This is a genomic window from Actinospica acidithermotolerans, assembly GCF_018139625.1.
In the GTDB taxonomy this organism is placed as follows: domain Bacteria; phylum Actinomycetota; class Actinomycetes; order Streptomycetales; family Catenulisporaceae; genus Actinospica; species Actinospica acidithermotolerans.
In genome coordinates this window covers 26,121-42,961 of record NZ_JAGSOH010000062.1, presented here as the reverse complement: position 1 = coordinate 42,961, position 16,841 = coordinate 26,121, and the positions used below count along the sequence as shown (strand labels likewise).

At 71.0% G+C, this 16,841-nt stretch carries 15 protein-coding genes; 4 read left to right on the top strand and 11 right to left on the bottom strand.

The genetic code is table 11. The features are described 5' to 3' along the window. The 3 genes from KDK95_RS20410 to KDK95_RS20400 form a co-directional block, all read left to right on the top strand. Positions 1 to 952 (top strand): ATP-binding protein (locus KDK95_RS20410; protein WP_212519817.1); only part of this gene is annotated, 952 nt, incomplete at its 5' end. 303 nt (positions 953 to 1,255) lie between these two features. Further along, entirely contained in the window at positions 1,256 to 1,522 is a 267-nt protein-coding gene (gene rpsT / locus KDK95_RS20405; RefSeq protein WP_212519816.1) for a 30S ribosomal protein S20, read from the top strand. A 145-nt stretch (positions 1,523 to 1,667) separates the two neighbouring features. Next, positions 1,668 to 2,591, top strand: coding sequence for an HNH endonuclease (locus KDK95_RS20400; RefSeq protein WP_212519815.1), 924 nt, complete (start codon positions 1,668 to 1,670; stop codon positions 2,589 to 2,591). Between the two features lie 116 nt (positions 2,592 to 2,707). Here the strand turns inward: KDK95_RS20400 and holA are convergent, their stop codons facing one another. From holA to KDK95_RS20375, 5 genes are all read right to left on the bottom strand, one after another. Then, positions 2,708 to 3,634, bottom strand: a complete 927-nt coding sequence (gene holA / locus KDK95_RS20395) for a DNA polymerase III subunit delta (RefSeq protein WP_307844502.1) — start codon at positions 3,632 to 3,634, stop codon at positions 2,708 to 2,710. Further along, on the bottom strand, positions 3,631 to 5,868 hold the full coding sequence (locus tag KDK95_RS20390) for a S9 family peptidase (protein ID WP_212519814.1): 2,238 nt from the start codon (positions 5,866 to 5,868) through the stop codon (positions 3,631 to 3,633). Before KDK95_RS20390 ends, holA begins: the two co-directional genes overlap by 4 nt. Positions 5,869 to 5,945: 77 nt before the next feature. Beyond that, the gene (locus KDK95_RS20385) at positions 5,946 to 7,133 is read right to left on the bottom strand and encodes a ComEC/Rec2 family competence protein (RefSeq protein ID WP_212519813.1); all 1,188 of its coding nucleotides are present in this window, start codon (positions 7,131 to 7,133) and stop codon (positions 5,946 to 5,948) included. Beyond that, positions 7,130 to 8,734, bottom strand: coding sequence for a ComEC/Rec2 family competence protein (locus KDK95_RS20380; RefSeq protein ID WP_212519812.1), 1,605 nt, complete (start codon positions 8,732 to 8,734; stop codon positions 7,130 to 7,132). Before KDK95_RS20380 ends, KDK95_RS20385 begins: the two co-directional genes overlap by 4 nt. Before the next feature lie 15 nt (positions 8,735 to 8,749). Then, positions 8,750 to 9,625 (bottom strand): ComEA family DNA-binding protein, encoded by an 876-nt coding sequence (locus KDK95_RS20375; RefSeq protein ID WP_212519811.1) that lies wholly within the window; start codon positions 9,623 to 9,625, stop codon positions 8,750 to 8,752. A 190-nt stretch (positions 9,626 to 9,815) separates the two neighbouring features. On the opposite strand from KDK95_RS20375, the gene KDK95_RS20370 reads away from it, so the two are divergent. Then, positions 9,816 to 10,667 carry a DegV family protein gene (locus tag KDK95_RS20370; RefSeq protein ID WP_212519810.1) on the top strand — a complete coding sequence of 284 codons (852 nt, stop codon included), beginning with the start codon at positions 9,816 to 9,818 and terminating at the stop codon, positions 10,665 to 10,667. Positions 10,668 to 10,970: 303 nt separating this feature from the next. On the opposite strand, the gene KDK95_RS20365 is transcribed toward KDK95_RS20370, so the two are convergent. Genes KDK95_RS20365 through KDK95_RS20340 form a run of 6 tightly spaced genes read right to left on the bottom strand, consistent with a single transcriptional unit; the run spans position 10,971 to position 16,840 of the window. Beyond that, the gene (locus tag KDK95_RS20365) at positions 10,971 to 14,189 is read right to left on the bottom strand and encodes an AfsR/SARP family transcriptional regulator (RefSeq protein ID WP_212519809.1); all 3,219 of its coding nucleotides are present in this window, start codon (positions 14,187 to 14,189) and stop codon (positions 10,971 to 10,973) included. 23 nt (positions 14,190 to 14,212) lie between these two features. After that, a complete protein-coding gene (locus KDK95_RS20360; RefSeq protein WP_212519808.1) occupies positions 14,213 to 14,698 on the bottom strand; it encodes a TadE/TadG family type IV pilus assembly protein in 486 nt (161 codons plus the stop codon). After that, the gene (locus tag KDK95_RS20355) at positions 14,695 to 15,225 is read right to left on the bottom strand and encodes a TadE/TadG family type IV pilus assembly protein (RefSeq protein ID WP_212519807.1); all 531 of its coding nucleotides are present in this window, start codon (positions 15,223 to 15,225) and stop codon (positions 14,695 to 14,697) included. Before KDK95_RS20355 ends, KDK95_RS20360 begins: the two co-directional genes overlap by 4 nt. After that, entirely contained in the window at positions 15,215 to 15,658 is a 444-nt protein-coding gene (locus KDK95_RS20350) for a TadE/TadG family type IV pilus assembly protein (protein WP_212519806.1), read from the bottom strand. Before KDK95_RS20350 ends, KDK95_RS20355 begins: the two co-directional genes overlap by 11 nt. Before the next feature lie 12 nt (positions 15,659 to 15,670). Next, positions 15,671 to 15,922: a hypothetical protein gene (locus KDK95_RS20345; RefSeq protein WP_212519805.1), complete on the bottom strand. Its 252-nt coding sequence runs from the start codon at positions 15,920 to 15,922 to the stop codon at positions 15,671 to 15,673. 15 nt (positions 15,923 to 15,937) lie between these two features. Next, positions 15,938 to 16,840: a type II secretion system F family protein gene (locus KDK95_RS20340; RefSeq protein WP_249161593.1), complete on the bottom strand. Its 903-nt coding sequence runs from the start codon at positions 16,838 to 16,840 to the stop codon at positions 15,938 to 15,940. Position 16,841 lies beyond the last annotated feature (1 nt).

Genomic DNA, 16,841 nt, shown 5'->3' with positions numbered 1-16,841 from the left:
CGCTGACTCCGAGCCCACAGCCGACGTCACCGCCGCACTGACACGCGCACTGGCCGCCGACCAGTCCGCCCGCGCCGCCCTCGAAGTCGCCGAAGACCGCCTCCTCGCCGCCGACAAGGACGCCGGCCGGCTCGCAACCCGCGTCAGCACACTCCGCGCCTCGCTGAGCGCCGCGGCCCGCGCCGTGCAGGACGCGTCCGACGAGCTGGAACTCGCCCGCAAGCGCCTGAGCGACCTGGGCACCCCGCTCCTGGCCTCCGAGCTGGACCGCGCCCGCGCCGAACGCGACGCCGCCGCCGAGCGCGTGGCCCGGCTGGACCCGCAGCACCTGACCGCCCAGCTCAACAACCAGCGTCGCCTGCTCCCCGACCTGGAACGCGCGCAGAACGACCGCCGCACGAACCTCGAAGTGCTGGCCGACCGCCTCACCCGCCACGGCCGCTCCGCCCCCGAGGAGCAGGTGGCCCTGGCCGAGACCGAGCAGAAGCGCGCCCAACGGGCGTACGACGCCCTGGAGCGCCGCGCCCAGGCCGCAAAGCTGCTGTTCGAGACCCTCACCGCCCACCGCGACGCGGCCCGCGACCGCCACACCACCCCGTTCCGCCAGCGCGTGGAACGCTACGCCCAGCGCCTGTTCAGCCCCGGCGTGCACGTGGAGATCGGCCCCGACCTGACGATCCTCTCCAAGACAGTCGCCGGAGTGACCGTCCCCTTCGACTCCCTCTCCGCAGGTGCCCGCGAGCAACTGAGCCTGCTGGCCCGCATCGCCTGCGCCGACCTCGTAGGCTCCGTCCCGCTGATCCTGGACGACGTCCTAGGCCACTCCGACCGCGACCGCCTCGGCGACATCGCCGTGATCCTCGGCCAGGTAGCCGACCGAACCCAGATCATCCTGCTCAGCCACGAGCCCAGCCGCTTCCCCATCGCCGGCCTCCACCGCGTAGAGCTCTAAGCCCCCGGGGCGAGGCGGTCAGCATGGCAGGGGGACGGTCAGGGGCGAGGCGGTGAGGGCGAGGCGGCCAGCGAGGCGGTCGGGAACGACGCGGTGAGGACGACGCAGCCAGCAGGGCGGTCGGGGGGCGAGGCGGTCAGGACCGCCCTCCCCCGCTGGTAGACTGGTCGATCGCGTGGCCTCGTAGTGCGGTGTTGCCAGCCTGAACTCAGCAGTGGTGACCAAGACACCGCACGGTCGGCCCCAGGGCCAGACTCGCCGCGCTAACCACGAAGATATGACCTAGAAGAGGCTGTTTCCTACATGGCGAACATCAAGTCGCAGATCAAGCGCATCAAGACCAACGAGAAGGCCCGCCTGCGCAACAAGGCCTACAAGTCGGAGCTGAAGACGGCCATCCGCCGCACCCGCGAGGCCATCGCCGCCGGCGACGCCGCCAAGGCCCAGGAGGCCGCCGCCTACGCCTCCCGCAAGCTGGACAAGGCCGTCTCGAAGGGCGTCATCCACGCCAACCAGGCCGCCAACAAGAAGTCCGCCCTGGCCAAGGCCGTCAACACCCTGAACGCCTGATCTTCTCCGCGCTCACCGCGCAAGCAGGGTCCCACATCACCGAAACGTGACGCGGGGCCCTGCTGCCGTTACTAAGCCTCTTGTTTACGGCTAGCAGCAAGGGACGCCCTAGCGGCGCGCCGGCGACATCGTGTATTGATGTACTATGCGTAGTGCGCTTGAGGACGAAATCGACCGCCGTCTGCGCGCCGAGGCGATGGCCTGGCTCGACGACAAGACCAGCAATGGGGCCGCCTCCGTCACGCGCACCGAATTGTCGAACTTCATGTTCGACGGCGAGCGCCTTCCCCTCATTGATCCTCAACAGGGTATTCGAAAGCCACGGCAACTGAGCGCAGCGCTGTCGATTCTCACCACTTTCACGCGACCCGGTCGCTCAGCGCCGTACAACGACGTGCCCGGTGAAGACGGAATGATGCGCTATAAGTGGCGAGGCGAGGACCCCAACCACTCCGACAATCGCGCGCTTCGCGAAGTTTGTGCGCGTGGCCTGCCGCTGATCTGGTTTGTGGGCGCCGCCCCCGGAGTCTTCCACGCGATCTATCCGGTGATCCTGGTCGCCGAGGAGCCTGAGCAGCACCAGTTTGTCGTGAGTCTGGAACAGGGATCATCGGGCGAGCCGACGACGTTCCACGCCCCTCCAAGAAGCGCGCCCGAACGCGCATACGCAGATCGCATGACCAGGCAGCGTCTTCACCAACCAGTGTTCCGGGCACGAGTTCTCGAGGCATACCGGACAAGTTGCGCTATCTGCCACCTGCGCCACTCTGAACTGCTCGACGCCGCGCACATCACCGCCGATGCACAAGGCGGCATTCCCCAAGTGTCCAATGGTCTGGCTCTGTGCAAGATTCATCATGCCGCGTACGACGCCAACATCCTCGGCATCCGCCCCGATCTGGTAGTCGAGATTCGCAGAGACATCCTTCACGAGAAGGACGGCCCGATGCTTCTGCACGGGCTCCAGGAGATGGCCGGCGTAACGCTGAGGGTCCCCAGCGCTCGAGTGGATCGACCGCATCCCGAAGCACTGGAAGATCGCTACGCGCAGTTTGTAGCCGCCGCATAGGTGCACGCAGGACGCCGACGATTCGGGGGCACGCTAACCGCCGGGCGGGGCGGGCGGCTGTGATCTCACGAGGGCCAGCGCTACGGACCGCAGCGACGGCTTCTTAGAGCGCGTTATTAGAGCGAGAGGACCAGCTTCTCCAGGGCGTAGTAGGGGTCGGCGGCGGCGCCCTTGACGGCGGCGTCGGCGTCGGCGACGGCGCGAAGGGCAGCGGCTAGGCGGGGTGGGGACCAGGAGCGGGATTGCTTGCGGAGCTTGTCCAGTTGCCAGGGGGGTAGGCCGAGGTCCTTGGCGGTGCCGCCGCCGGAGGCGGCTACCTTGCCTAGGCGGCGTAGGCCGGTGGCCAGGGCGCTGACGATGAGGACGGGTGCTACGCCGGTGTCCAGGGCGAAGCGGAGCTGTTCCAGGGCCTCGAAGCGCCTGCCTTCGATGGCCAGGTCGGCGATGGTGAAACCGGAGACTTCGGCTCTGCCCTGGTAGTACTTGGCGACGGTGGTCTCGTCTACGGTGCCTTCGGTGTCGTCGACCAGTTGGCTGACGGCGGCGGCTAGTTCGCGGAGGTCGGAGCCTACGGCGTCGGAGAGGGCTCTGGCGGCGTCGTCGGTGATGGCGCGCTTGGCGCGCCTGACCTCGGACTTGATGAAGCCGATGCGGTCGCCGGGCTTGCTGAGTTTGGGGCAGTCGACGAGGTTGGGCTTGCGCTTCTTGACGGCGTCTAGGAAGGCCTTGCCTTTTACGCCGCCGGCGTGGACGAGGACGAGGACTGTCGTGTCGGCCGGGTCGGCTAGGTAGCGGGTTACCTCGGTGGTCTGCTCCGCTGTCAGGTCTTGGACGCCGCGGACGATGACCACCTTCGCCTCGCCGAACAGGGACGGGGAGACGAGCTCGGCGAAGCCGCCTGCCGAGAGCTGGCCGGGAATGACGTCGCAGATCTCGACGGCCGGGTCCTGCTTCTTGGCGGCGGCCACCACCTCGGCCACGGCCCGGTCGGCTAGCAGCTCCTCCGGGCCGGTGACCAAGGTGAGGGGTGGGACGTCCGTCACTGCGATGCCTCGGCGGCCTCGGCCTCGCCCCCGGCAGCCGCGCCCCCGACCTCTGCCGCGCCCTCGACCTCTACTTCGGGCTTGGTGGCCTTGGCGGCGGGGGCGCTGCTCTCGGCTTCGGCGACCTTGGCTGCCGCGCAGATCCAGGCCAGGGCGAAGGCTTCCTCGTGCCACGCGTCGTAGCGGCCGGACTTGCCGCCGTGGCCGGCCGACTCGATCTCGGTCTTGAGCAGGATGTCGCTGCTCTGGCCGTTGAGGGCGGTGGCGCGCAGGCGGGCGATCCACTTGGCGGGCTCGTGGTAGCCGACCCGCGTGTCGTTGACGCTGGTGCGCGCGAGGATCGGGGGGTAGGTCACCGCGGCGACGTTCTCGTAGGGGCTGTACTCCTTCATGTACTGATACACCTCGGCGGACTCGAGCGGGTTGCCCCACTCGTCCCACTCCATGACGGTGAGCGGCAGGCTCGGGTCGAGGATGGTGTTCAGCGCGTCCACGAAGGGGACCTCGGCGAGGACGCCGGCCCACAGGTCGGGGGCGAGGTTGGCGATGGCGCCCATGAGCAGGCCGCCGGCGGAGCCGCCGCGGGCGATGATGCGGTCGGAGGCGGACCAGCCCTCGGCGATCATCGCGCGGCCGCAGGCCACGAAGTCGGTGAAGGTGTTCTTCTTGTGCAGCAGCTTGCCCTGCTCGTACCAGTACCGGCCCATCTCGCCGCCGCCGCGGACGTGCGCGATGGCGAAGACGAAGCCGCGGTCGAGGAGGCTGAGCCTTGCGACCGAGAAGTACGGGTCCATGGATGCTTCATAGGAGCCGTAGCCATAGAGGAGGCACGGGGCCGTGCCGTCGGGCTGCACGTTCTTGCGGTGGACCACGGAGATGGGGACACGGGTGCCGTCATCGGCGGTGGCCCAGACGCGGCGCTGCACGTACTGCTCGGGGTCGAAGTCGCCGAGGACGGGCTGGCGCTTGAGCAGTTCGAGGCTGCCGGTGGCGATGTCGTAGTCGTACACCGAGGACGGGGTGACCATCGAGCCGTAGCCGATGCGCACGCGGTCGGTGGTGTACTCGGGGTTGCTGCCGGTACCGACGCTGTAGATCGGCTCATCGAAGGTGATCGGCGTGCCTGTCGCGCTGGGTACGCCGTCCACGATCTTGTGGACCGCCACGCCGGTCAGGCCGTCCTTGCGGTATTCGAGCACGAAGTGGTCGGCGAAGGCCTCGGCCTCGAGGATGCGGACCGCGGGGTCGTGCGCGAGCAGCGGGGTCCAGGTGCCAGGGTCGGCGATCGGGGCCGTGGCGAGCTCGAAGTTCTCTTTGCCGTCGGCGTTGTGGACGACGAGCAGCACGTCCTTGGCCGGGTCGGTCGGGTGTGCCCAGTGGTCGACGGCGTACTCGACGCCGGTCTGCCGCTCCTTGACCGGGCGGAACTCGCCGGTCGGGTCGTCGGCGCGCAGCAGCCTGGACTCGCTGGTGATCTTCGAGCCGAGGGAGATCTCCAGGTACTTCTCGCTGCGGCTGAGGCCGACGCCGAGCCAGAAGCGCTCGTCCGGCTCCTCGTAGACCAGCACATCCTGCTCGGCGGGGGTGCCGATCGCGTGCCGGTGCACGCGGTAGGGGCGCCAAGCGTCGTCCACCGTCGTGTAGAAGATCACCGAGTTGTCGGCGGACCACGCGGTGGAGTAGTGCGTGTTCGGGATCTCGTCGGCCAGGTCCTGGCCGCTCTCCAGGTCCCGGAAGCGCATGGTGTACCGCTCGTCGCCGTCGAAGTCGGTGGAGTAGGCGAGCAGCCGGTCGTCCGGGGAGAGGTCGAAGGCGCCGAGAGAGAAGAAGTCGTGGCCCTCGGCGAGCACGTTGCCGTCCAGCAGGACCTGCTCGCCGGGCAGCGCGGAGCCGTCCTCCGGCAGTTCTGGCGGGTTCGGGCCGGTCGCGGCGAGGCGGCAGTGGATCGGGTACTGCTTGCCCTCCTCGGTGCGCGCGTAGTGCCACCAGTCGCCCTTGCGGGTGGGCACCGACAGGTCCGTCTCCTTGGTGCGCCCCTTGATCTCCTGGAAGATCCGCTCGCGGAGCGCGGCCTGGCCCTCCGTGGCCGCGGCGGTGAACGCGTTCTCGGCCTCGAGGTACGCCGTGACGTCCTTGTCGTCCTTGTCGAGGAACCAGTAGTACGGGTCCTGGACGTGGTCGCCGTGCTGGACGCGCTCGTGCGGCTGGATTTTCGCGACGGGTGGCTGCTTCATGGTCCGATCCTAAGTCCACGATCCGACACGCGGGCGGCTGACGCGGCCTTTTCGTTGGCGGGACAGGTGATGGAGAGTCACGCGGGGTCGGCGAAACTATAGGTGGCCCGGCGCGCGCTGAAGCGGGCGCTCATCAAAGAGGGAAGGCTGGAGTACCGATGACGTCGGCTGCGGCCGCCGCCGTGATGTCCGCGTGACGTCGCGCCGGAGCTCGGCGGGGCGGTGGGCACGGTGCCATCGCCGCGGTCGGCCTGCACCGGGATGGCCGCGTCGGGCGTCGCTGGGGCGCTGATCAGGACCATGCCGTCGAGGTCGGTTCGGTAGACGCGGGCGCCGTCGGCGCCGGCGAGATAGACGGTCTTGGGATTGGGGTGGCCGTACGGGTTGCCCTGGCCGACGGAGATGACGCTGAGGCTCGGCGCGACGGCGGCGAGGAAATCCGGGTCCTGCTTCGCGCTGCCGTGGTGCGGAACCTTGAGTACGTCGGCTTTGAGGTACTGCCTGCGGTCCTGCAGCAGGGACTGCTGGACCGGCGTTTCGATGTCGCCTGTCAACAGGATGTGGAAAGGCGCGCCGCGCACGTTCACGGTGACGGCCATGACGATGGAGTCGTCGTTGGGGCCGGAGTTCTCGGCGGGACCGTCCTCGGCCATGCTGCCGCCGCCGTCGCCCATTGCGGCGGAGGCCTGGAGCGGATGCTCGGCCTGCGGCCACAGGACGCGCCAGGTCAGGTCGCCGAGGGCGCGCTGCTCGTCCGGACGCACCCGGACGACGGGGATTCCGGCGGCCGCGGCGAGGCGGTTGACCTGGGCGGCTCCGGCGGGCGGGTCATCGACGGTCGTCGTCTCGATTTGGCCGACCCTGCGGCCTTGGAGCAGGCCGGATAGTCCGTCGACGTGGTCGGCATGGAAGTGGGTGAGGATCGCGAGGGGAACGTCGGTGATATCGAGTCGCCGGGCACATGTGTCCTCCTTGGCCGGGTCGGGGCCGGTGTCGACGGCGATGGCGGTGTGCGGGGAGAGATTGAGGAACATGCCGTCGCCCTGGCCGATGTCGCAGACGGCCAGGGTCCACGGCGACGACGAGGTGGCGGGCGGCCCGGTGAGCTGGCGGATCAGCGGGATCGCGGAGGCGGTTACGAGGAGCAGGCAGACGAGGATGATCACGCGGCGCCTCGTCAGGTGTTCTGTCAGGTGCTTGGCCGGGCGGCTGATCGGGCGGCTAGACGGGCCGTTGGACGGGCCGTTGGACGGACTGTTGGTCATACGGGGCTCCGGCGGTCGTGGATGCGGTGCAGCGAGCGGGTGAGCCTGCGGCCGATGACGTAGGCGCCGAGCAGCGCGGACATGCCGACCAGGCCGTTCGGCCACGGGACTTTGGCGCCGGGGACCTGCGCGACGCCGTGCGCGACCAGGCAGATCCAGCGCGTCGGCCACTGGGCGAACCAGGCGGCGGCGTGACCTGCGGGAGGCCAGATCGCGTAGCCGGCCATCGCTGCGATGCCGAGCACGGTGGCGGGCGGCGCGGCCGGGACGGCGAGCACGTTCGAGATCACTGAGTACAGCGGGAGCGAGCCGGTGAAGGTCACGAGCAGCGGTTCACAGTAGAGCTCTGCGGCCGCGGTGTACGCGGCGGTCGTGGCGATCCAACTCGGCACGCGGTGGACGACGATCAGCTTGTCCCGCCAGCCGGGGGCGCTGATCAGCAGTCCGGCGGTCGCGGCCACGGACAGGACGAAGCCGTATTGGTGAGCGAGCCACGGATCGATCAGCATCAGGATGAGGGCGGCTCCCGCGGTCGCGGTCAGGCCGCGGAATCGGCGGCCGGTCGAGAGGGCGACGCTCGCGAGCAGCGCGGTCACGGTCGCGCGGACCATCGGCGGCCCGGGTCGGGCGAGGGCGGTGAAGCCGAGGGCGAGGAGCGCGGCGAAGACCGGGAGCGCGTGGGCGCGCAGCCCGGCGTAGCGGGCTAGCGGGAGGATGGCGGCTGAGAGGAAGACCAGGTTTTCACCCGAGACCACGACGAGGTAGCTGAGGCCGGCGGTCTTCAGGTCGGCGGTCGTGTCGGCCGGAACGGCGCTGGTGTCGCCGAGCGTGAGGGCGGGCAGGACGGCGGCGGGCTCGGTCGGCAGCCCGGCGACGGCGCGGCGGAGGTCGGAGCGCAGGGCGCCGGCGATGCTCTGGATGACGCTCGGACCGCCGATGACCCGGGGCGGCTGATTGACCGTCAGGGTGGCGGCGTCGCCGTCGGCGGGGTCCTTCGGCGGGAGGAGACGGCCGGTGAGCTCGACGTGCATGGAGGGCAAAAGTGCCGACCACGCGCTGGACGCATCGGATGCACGGGATGCGGAGGACACACCAGACGCGGAGGACGTACCGGATGCACCGGACAGGCCGGATGCGGCGGAAGCACCCGCGGAGGAGGCGGCGGACCTGTCGGAGCGGGCCAGGACGGTGGCGCGCGAGTGGACGCGCAGGGCGGTGCCGTGCGCGGTGACCGTGTCGATGCTGATCGGGAGCAGGATGATGCCTTTGACCGGCTTGGGGTCGCCGGTCACGGCGGCGGTCACGGTGACGCGGGCGCGGGATGCGGCGAGTTCGGAGACGGGGCCGAGCTGGAGCGCGTAGACGTGCAGGGCGGCGGAGGTCGCGAGCGAGGCGGCGACGAGGAACGTCGCGCCGACGGGGACGAGCGGCTTGCAGCGGCCTGAGAAGCAGAGCATTGGCACGGAGACGGCGGCGGCCGCCGCGGAGAGCGCGAGCGTCGTGGCGGGCGCGTGAGTCAGGCCGAGTCGGACGGCCAGCCAGCCCGCGAGCACCGGCGGGAGCAGGCGCAGGTCGGGGACTGTGGGATGCGAACGGCCCATGGTCGCGCTCCCCGCCTACAGCGCGACCATGGGCGCGAGGTTCGCGAACCGCTGGCCGCCGAAGCCGCTGACCTGCCGGAGGTCGTCCACGCTGTGGAACGGGCCGTGCTCGGTGCGGAAGTCGACGATGCGCTGGGCGAGCGCCGGACCGACGCCGGGGAGCTGTTCGAGGTCTTCGACGCCTGCGGTGTTCAGGTGGACGGGCTGGGCTCCGCCGACGCCGGCCCGGCCGCGGGACTTCTTGCCGCGGCCGGACGGGGCGCCGGTCTCGGCCTGCGGCGGCGGGGTGACGCCGACCAGCACCTGCTGCCCGTCGACGAGGACCTGGGCCTGGTTGAGCGCGGTCAGGTCGGTGCCGGGAAGCGCGCCGCCGGCGGCGTTGAGGGCGTCGAGGACGCGCGAGCCGGTCGGCAGCGTGCGGACACCGGGCTTGGCGACCTTGCCTTCGACGTCGACGATCACCCCGGGGGAGGAAGTGGAGGTGGATGCTGGACCGACCGCGGTTCCATAGCCGGGGAGCATGCCGGAGGCGGCACCGGCGCCGTCGGTGGCCACTGGGACGCCGGGGAGTGTCGGGCCCGTCTCCATGTCGGGCGATCCGGGGGCGGCGCCCAGGGGGCGTTCGCGGGCTACGGACATCTCATGCGGCCTGGCGCGCAGCACGGCCCAGCCGCCGATCAGCAGCGCGCCGAGCAGAACACTGACGGCCAGCACGATGCCCGTCGTGCGGTCCAGCCCCCAGCGGCCGCGAAGCGTGGCGGGCAGCCGGTCGGCGACCGCGGACTTGAGGCGATCGCGCCTGGTCACCACGGGTGGCAGCAGAGATGGATCGGCGGCCGCGCCCTCGGTCTGCGGCGTGGCCCAACGCCAGTGCCTGTCGTTCTGATTCATGATCCGGACGCTAGGCGGCGCGCCGGGCGGCCGTCTCTCCCGGCGGCCGGATCTGTGGACGAAACCCCGGGTGTGGATAACCTCGGCACACATTCGGCCCAGCGATGAATCACACCATGGCGCCGAAATGGTGAGCCTCTTCGGGGCGAGGCCGCTGTCGGCTGAGCGATCTTCGGCTATCGTGCGATTTATGACTGGCCCGACGGTGGTGGTGACGGACTCGACGGCGTGCCTCTCGGCGGAGCGGGCGAACGCGGCGGGCATCGTCGTAGTGCCGCTCCAGGTGGTGATCGGCACCGAGTCGTACACCGAAGGGACGCACGAGGCGCAGGCCGCGCTGATGGCCGCGCTGCGCCGACGGCAGCCCGCGACCACCTCGCGCCCCTCCCCCGAGCAGTTCGCCGCGTGCTATCGGGAGCTCGTCGAGCAGGGTGCGGGCGGCATCGTGTCCGTCCACCTGTCCGAGCAGCTCTCCGCCACCGGCGAGGCGGCGCGGCTGGCCGCGAAGAGTGCGCAGGTGCCGGTCGAGGTGGTCGACTCGCGCAGCCTGGGGATGGGCCTCGGCTACGCCGCGCTGGCCGCCGCCGAGGCCGCGAACGCGGGGGCCGGTCCGCTGGTCTGCGCGGACATCGCCGCGAAGCGCTCGACGATGACGTCGATCCTGTTCTACGTCGACACGCTGGAGTACCTGCGGCGCGGCGGCCGGATCGGCAAGGCGCAGGCTTTCGTCGGATCGGCCCTCGCGGTCAAGCCGCTGCTGCATCTGGTGGACGGTCAGGTCGCGCCGCTGGAGAAGGTCAGGACCGCCGCCCGCGCGCTGGCCCGGATCGAGCAGGTCGCCCTGGAGCGGGCGGGCGACGGGCCGGTGGACGTGGCCGTGCACCATCTCAACTCACTGCCGCGCGCGGAGCTGCTCGCGGAGCAGCTGCGGCACCGGCTGCCCGGGCTCGGCGAGCTGACGATCAGCGAGGTCGGAGCGGTCATCGGCGCGCACGCGGGACCAGGCGTGATCGGCGTCGTGATCTCGCCCCGGCTGGACTGACTAGCTAGTCGGTGGCAAGGGTGCAAGCCGGGCGCTCCGGCGTCGGCGGGCGCCGCGCTCGATCGTCCGGATTAGTCGGCAAGGGCGCAAACCGGCCGCTCAGACACTGGCGGGCGTCGTGATCTCGCCCCGGCTGGACTTAGCTGGACTCGTCGGCGCGGTCGCGAACCGGCCGCTCAAGCGCTGGCGGGCGCCGCGCTCGACGGGGACAGCTCGTCGGCACGGCCGCGAACCGGCCGCACAGGCCTCGACGGACGCCCGCTCGACGGGACAGCTCGGCGATCAGGGCCTCGAACCGGCCGCTCAGGCCTCGACGGGCGCGGCGCTCGACGGGGACAGCTCGGCGATCAGGGCCTCGGTGAGCGGGTGCAGTTCGCGCATGCCGTGGACGCGCCACGTCCGGTCCCGCAGTGAGGCGATCGTCTGGGTCAGCCGCGGCACGTCGCCGGTCGCGAAGACGGCGCGCAGCAGGCCGCGCCACAGCTCCTCGTCCTCCGGGCTCGCCTTCAGGCCCGCCTCGACGGCCGCGATGGCCTTCTCCGCGGCGCCGTTCGCGATGCGGGCGTCGGCCAGCCGCAGCGCGGTGTCGGCGATCTGCGCCGGGATCTGCGCCTCGACGATCTCGTACGCCAGCCAGCCGTACCGGCCCTTGGTCCTGTTCGCCAGGAACCGGCCGCGGACCAGGTCGAGGGCGGCGCTCAGCAGGTTGTCGAGCGGGACCGGGGACTGCAGGCTCGCGTCGTAGAGCGCGCGGGACTGCAAGGACTCGAACATGTCCCAGTCCGACCATACCCAGGGGCCGAGGCGGAGCCGGCCGTCCGTCTCCCTGATCAGGTTCGGATTCCCGTCCGGGTCGGTGCCCAGCCACTCGCCGAGCCGCTCCACCGTCGCGCGGGCCACGTCCGCCGTCGTGCCGCGCGGCCAGAGCGCTGCGGCCAGCACGCTCGGGTGCACGCCGTCGCGGTGGTGCAGCAGGAAGACGAGCGCCTCGTTGAGCAGCGGGGCGCGCTCCGGCTCCGCGATGCCGGTGCCGGTCGTCTCCAGCTCGCCGAGTACCCGCACGAAGACCGACGGCTGCTCGTCCGGCAGCGGACCCGTGTAGCCGACCCCGGCCACCCGCGCCACGCCGCCCGCGCCGCCGCTGAGCGGCACGCCTTCGACGTCGCCGACGGCCCGGAACAGGCCGAGGATCGCCGCGTACTGATCCTCCGGGAGCAGTTGGGCGCGCACGTCGAGTCCGGCGAAATTGGACTCGCGCACCGAGCCGTCGTCGCCGACCTCGAGTCGACCGGCCGCGTCCGGCACGTCGCCCGCCACGACGAAGCCCATGCCGACGCGCGTGGTCTGCGGCGCGATCTCGATCAGCCTGCTGAGTATCGCCGGATGCGGCTCCTCGGCGACGAGCACGAAGTGCGGCGCGAGGGATCCGGCCTGGCCGGCCCGGATCCGCGAGTCGAGCACGGAGTCGAGGCCCGCGCCGGAGAGCGCCTCGGTGCGCTCGGCGGCCTCTGCCTCCAGCACCGGAATGATCTCGTCGAGCACCTTCACGTGCCGCACCCGCGCCGGGGCGAGCGGCGTGAGGTCGCCGGGGAATCCAACGAGGGTGATCGACATCCGGTCCGACCAGGCGTTCGTCGCCAGTTCGACGGCCATCGCCGAGATCAGCGCCTTCGCCTGCTCGCGCGGCCCGGACACGGCGAGCACTCCGGGGGTGTCTTCCAGGTCGACGAGGATGCGGTCCTCGCCGGCGGTGCCGATCGTGACGAGGCCGGGGTACGGCGCGAAGCGCTGGTGTGCGGCGTCCGAGTCGATCTGGCCGATGGCCGTGCGCGGGAAGTTCCAGGAGCGGCCGTCCGACGCGGTGAACCACGGCAGCGGCGCCTGCTCGGGACTCTTCGTGTTCGCGGTCTCGGTCAGCATCAGCTCGATGCCCTGCGAACGCAGCCGCAACGCGCTCGCGCGAGGCAGGACCCGGCCACGCTTGTGCAGTTCGGCGGACAGGCCGCGCAGCGCCAGGTCGAGGAACCAGACCTCGACCTCGCCCGCGCCGACCCTGATCGACTCCTCGGCCACCGCCGCGTCCCCGGTCGGCGTGGTCGGGCGACGTCCGCCGACGCGGTTCCACAGCTGGCGGCGGCGATGCCGGCCGAGCGCGAGCAGCAGGCCCGCGGCCATCAGCGGGGAGCCCGCGATGCCGTAGAGCACGCGCTCCTCGACCGGGCCGAGCTGCCGCTCGTCGGCCGACGTCGAGCCGCGATGCGAGTTGCGCGGCAGGCCGGCGCTGGTGATCACCCCGCCACCGGGCTCCGTGCTCGAGCCGTTCTGCTGCGCGTTCTCCATCGCGGCGGCGGCCCGCGCGGCCGCGGCGACGGCCTGCGCGATGTCGGTGGCCTCCTGGCTGACCTTCACGCCCTGCGGATTGGCCGGGGTCAGCTTGGACGGCGCGGTCGCGGCGCTGCCGAAGACGAAGCCGGCCTCCTGCGCGACGCCCTTCTGCTGATCCGAGGCGCCGTTCGCCGAACCGCCGTTGACCGAACCGCCGCCCTTGCTCTGATCGGCGGTGTTCGCCGAGACGGTCTGCGCATTGGCGTCGGTGCGCGAGCTCTGCGTCTGTGCCGAAGCGCCGTTCGCCGAACTGCTCGACGAGGTTTCGGGCACGGTCGTCGAGGCGGCGGCGGCCGGCATCTCGGCGATCAGGTCGCCGCCGGTCGCGTCGGCGGGCATCTCCAGGATCCAGCCGGGCCGGATGAGCGAGGCGTCCGTCAGCTGCTGGCCGTCCGGCTGGATGCGGTCCTTGTTGAGCTCGTAGATCTCCTTGTAGCGGCGGCCGTCGCCGAGGTGCCGTTCGGCGATCTCCCAGAGCGAGTCGTAGTTGCGGCCGTGCGGCGGCTGAACGCGGTAGAGCTTCGTGCCCGCCACGGTCTGCGTCGAGACCTGGGTCAGCGACGTGCTCGCCGCGCGCGCCACCTGATGTCCGTTGCGCACGCTCGGCAGGTTGCCGGTGGTCCTGCCGCCGGAGCCGGTGGTCGCCACCGTCCCGCCGCCGGACTTGGCCGGCGTCCCGGCCGCGTCGAGCTGCAGCGAGATCGCCGTGTGCGGCCTGGGGATCGCGGCCGGGGTCTGCGCGAGATGCGTGATGTCCGGCGCGAACGAGGCGGCCGTGGCGGTCAGCATCAGCAGCGCCGCCACGAGCTGGCGCGCCAGGAACTGGCTCGGCGCGGCGGCCGGAACCTTCGCGGGGATTCCCACTCCGCGCCGCGCGTTCGACAACTCGACGATGACGCACGCGGTGAACTGGGCCCACGCCAGCCAGACGACGACCGCGAGCGCCTTGATCAGCACGTCGCCGCTGAGCGGACTGCGCAGCTGGTCCATCGTCGGCATCTGATGCGGCAGCGGCCAGCCGATGAAGCGCACGAGGGCGAACGGAACGGCGCCGAGCAGCACGACGAGCACCAGCATCGCGCCGAACGCCCGGAGCACGTCAGCGAACGTTCGCCGGTAGGTCCTGATCTCGCTCATGGTCCGTCCATCCCTCCCTCGGACTAATTGCCCGTCGCTGCCGTAGCCGTACCCGTTTCGGTGACCGTGACAGTCCCCGAAAACAGATCGAAGACGAACGGCGAGTAAGTGACGTTCACCGAGACCGTCACGGAGTTGCCCGGCGTGCCCGGATCGTTCACCAGACACCCCCCGTTGCCGTAGCCCGTGTTCAGGCTCGCGCTTCCGTAGTGCACGCTGGCCGCGGCGGCCGCGAGGTAGTCCGTGGCCCGCCGGCAGCCGTCGTCCTGGATCACCGCGCCGCCGCTCTGCCGCAGCGAGACGATGCTGAGGTTCTGCGCCTCCGCGCGCGCCGCCTGGTCCGCGATGTCGGCGGCGCGTTCGCGTTGCGAGATGGCCAGTCCGACGTCGATCACGAGGGCCGCGACCATGACGATGACGAGCGACCACAGGACGACGAACACCGTCATCGAGCCGCGCTCGTCGCGCTTCCGCTTCCCGAGCCGTCGTCGCAGAGAACGGGGATTCACGGCTGCCCACCCCGATACGTGTCGACCGGAGCGTATGAGGATTCGTCGATCGTGTAGGTGATGCCGAGCTCGGTCACCTTGCACTCGACCGTGATCGTGAGCAGCGTGACGCCGTCCGTGCCGCTCGACGTCGTGGGAACGGTGACGGTGGGCAGGCCTCCGGCGCCGTCGTTGCACGTGCCGCCGAGGTCGTCCTTGGCGACGTCGTACGCGAAGTTGTACGCGTCGCTCGTCGTCCGCTGCAGCGAGCTCATCCGGGCCGCGTCCTGCGCCGCGTCCTGGACCTGGCCGACGTTCTGCGCGTAGAGCCCGAGCCCGACCATCGTGACGACGAACAGGAACAGGATCGGCGTGCCGATGACGACCTCGACGGTCGATATCCCCGCCTCGTCCCGCTTCCGGCGCTGGCGACCCGGACGGCCCTGACAGTCCTGCCGGCCCTGACGACGCGGACAGCCCGGACGACCCGGACCGCTTTCACGACCTTCGAGGACCCGCCGGCCGAGCCGGGCCGCCCTAGTAGCCATTGCAGTGCCCGTCGGTCTGGTAGAAGCACTCGACCGGGCCGACGCTGCTCGAACTCACCGAGAACGTCCAGCCGGGCACGACCGAGACGACGTCGAACTGCACGCTCACCCCGACCTCGGGGTACGCGTTGCCGAGCGGCACCGGTTCGAGGGGCTGCGCGGTCGGCGTGCCCTGGACCATCGTGCCGAGCAGCTGCGTCACCCAGTTCGTCGCCGCGGACGTCGAGGCGGTCTGCCAGTTCGTCGTCGTGCTCACGGCCGTCTCCCGGGCCTCGCGCGCGCCCTCCTGCGCGGCCGAGACCGCGACGTGCCGCGCGAACAGGGCCAGGCCGATCTGCACCGAACCGAACATGAGCAGGAAAAGGAGCGGGGTGAACACGACGAACTCGATCGCCGTGGCCCCGGACTCCTTGTCCCGCTGCCGCCGCCTCATGTCCGCGGCCGCCTAGTTGCCGCAGCCGCTGGTGCCGCCGGCCGAGTTGATGCAGTTCTGGATCGTGGTGGCCTTCTGGTTCAGCGCGTTGGTGATGATCACGCCGATGGTGACGGCGAGTACGACCACGATCGTCGTGATGACCACCCACTCCACGACGGAGGCGCCCTCCTCCGGGTCGCGGGAGCGGGCCGCAGCGAGCCGGGCCGAGAGCGTCGTCCGGAGGAAGTCCACCGCCGACGCGAAGGGCGAGTAACCGAACATCGTCAGACCCCTTGCTCAGATGGCGGCGATCTGGGTGATCGCCGGATAGATGAGGAACACCAGGAAACCGGCGCAGAGCAGGACCTGCGCCACGAGCATGGACTGGGACTTCTGGCCCGCCTTGCCCTCGATCTCGGACAGCTCGCGGCGGCGCATGGTCTCCGCGCGCGAGGCGAGCGAGGTGCGGATCTTCGCGCCGTCGTCGGCGGTCAGCGCGAGCGCGCTGCCGAGGTCGACGAGCTCCTCGACGCCGACGGCCTGGCCGAGGGACGCGAGCGCGGCCCACTGGGTCTGGCCGGACAGGCGGGCGTCGGAGAGCGTGTTGCGGATCCGGCGCACGGCCCAGCCGTCGCTGATCTCCGCGGCCGCCATCAGCGCCTCCGGCAGGCCACGGCCGCCGGCGAGGTTCATGGCGACCAGGTCCAGGTAGGCGGAGACGACGCGCCGGAAGTCCTCGCGCCGCTCCCGCGCCTTCTGCCGCACCTCGAGGTCGGGCAGCACGAAGAACCCGGCCGCGACGATCAGCGTGAGCCAGAGCGGCACCAGGAAGCTCAGGTGCGCGCCGAGGACCCAGAGCATCGCGTAGAGCAGCGGCACGAAGACGAAGCCGTAGGCGGCCAGCCCGATCTTCGTGGTCAGGAACGACTCCCAGCCGCGGTCCAGGATCGCGAGGTCGGCGCGCAGCGAGCGCTGCTGCCAGCCCTGCCGGACGTAGAACTCGGCCATCCGGCGGCCGACGTTCTCCTTGAAGGACGACCTGCCGCCGCCGGCCTCGGCCGAGTACGGGCCGAGCTCGCGCAGCGCGTCGATCTGCGCCACGGTCGCGGTCGCGCTGCGCCTGGCCGGTATCAGGGCACGGATCAGCAGGTAGACGCCGAGGCCGACGACGGCGCCGAGGAGTACGTATTCGAGCAGCATC

Bases quoted from the DNA above. Each gene is read 5' to 3' on its own strand.
- KDK95_RS20375 (WP_212519811.1), bottom strand. From the start codon at position 9,625: ATGAATCAGAACGACAGGCACTGGCGTTGGGCCACGCCGCAGACCGAG.
- KDK95_RS20365 (WP_212519809.1), bottom strand. From the start codon at position 14,189: ATGAGCGAGATCAGGACCTACCGGCGAACGTTCGCTGACGTGCTCCGG.
- KDK95_RS20340 (WP_249161593.1), bottom strand. From the start codon at position 16,840: ATGCTGCTCGAATACGTACTCCTCGGCGCCGTCGTCGGCCTCGGCGTC.
- KDK95_RS20345 (WP_212519805.1), bottom strand. From the start codon at position 15,922: ATGTTCGGTTACTCGCCCTTCGCGTCGGCGGTGGACTTCCTCCGGACG.
- KDK95_RS20355 (WP_212519807.1), bottom strand. From the start codon at position 15,225: ATGGCTACTAGGGCGGCCCGGCTCGGCCGGCGGGTCCTCGAAGGTCGT.
- KDK95_RS20380 (WP_212519812.1), bottom strand. From the start codon at position 8,734: ATGGGCCGTTCGCATCCCACAGTCCCCGACCTGCGCCTGCTCCCGCCG.
- rpsT (WP_212519816.1), top strand. From the start codon at position 1,256: ATGGCGAACATCAAGTCGCAGATCAAGCGCATCAAGACCAACGAGAAG.
- KDK95_RS20370 (WP_212519810.1), top strand. From the start codon at position 9,816: ATGACTGGCCCGACGGTGGTGGTGACGGACTCGACGGCGTGCCTCTCG.
- KDK95_RS20385 (WP_212519813.1), bottom strand. From the start codon at position 7,133: ATGACCAACAGTCCGTCCAACGGCCCGTCCAACGGCCCGTCTAGCCGC.
- KDK95_RS20350 (WP_212519806.1), bottom strand. From the start codon at position 15,658: ATGAGGCGGCGGCAGCGGGACAAGGAGTCCGGGGCCACGGCGATCGAG.
- KDK95_RS20390 (WP_212519814.1), bottom strand. From the start codon at position 5,868: ATGAAGCAGCCACCCGTCGCGAAAATCCAGCCGCACGAGCGCGTCCAG.
- KDK95_RS20400 (WP_212519815.1), top strand. From the start codon at position 1,668: ATGCGTAGTGCGCTTGAGGACGAAATCGACCGCCGTCTGCGCGCCGAG.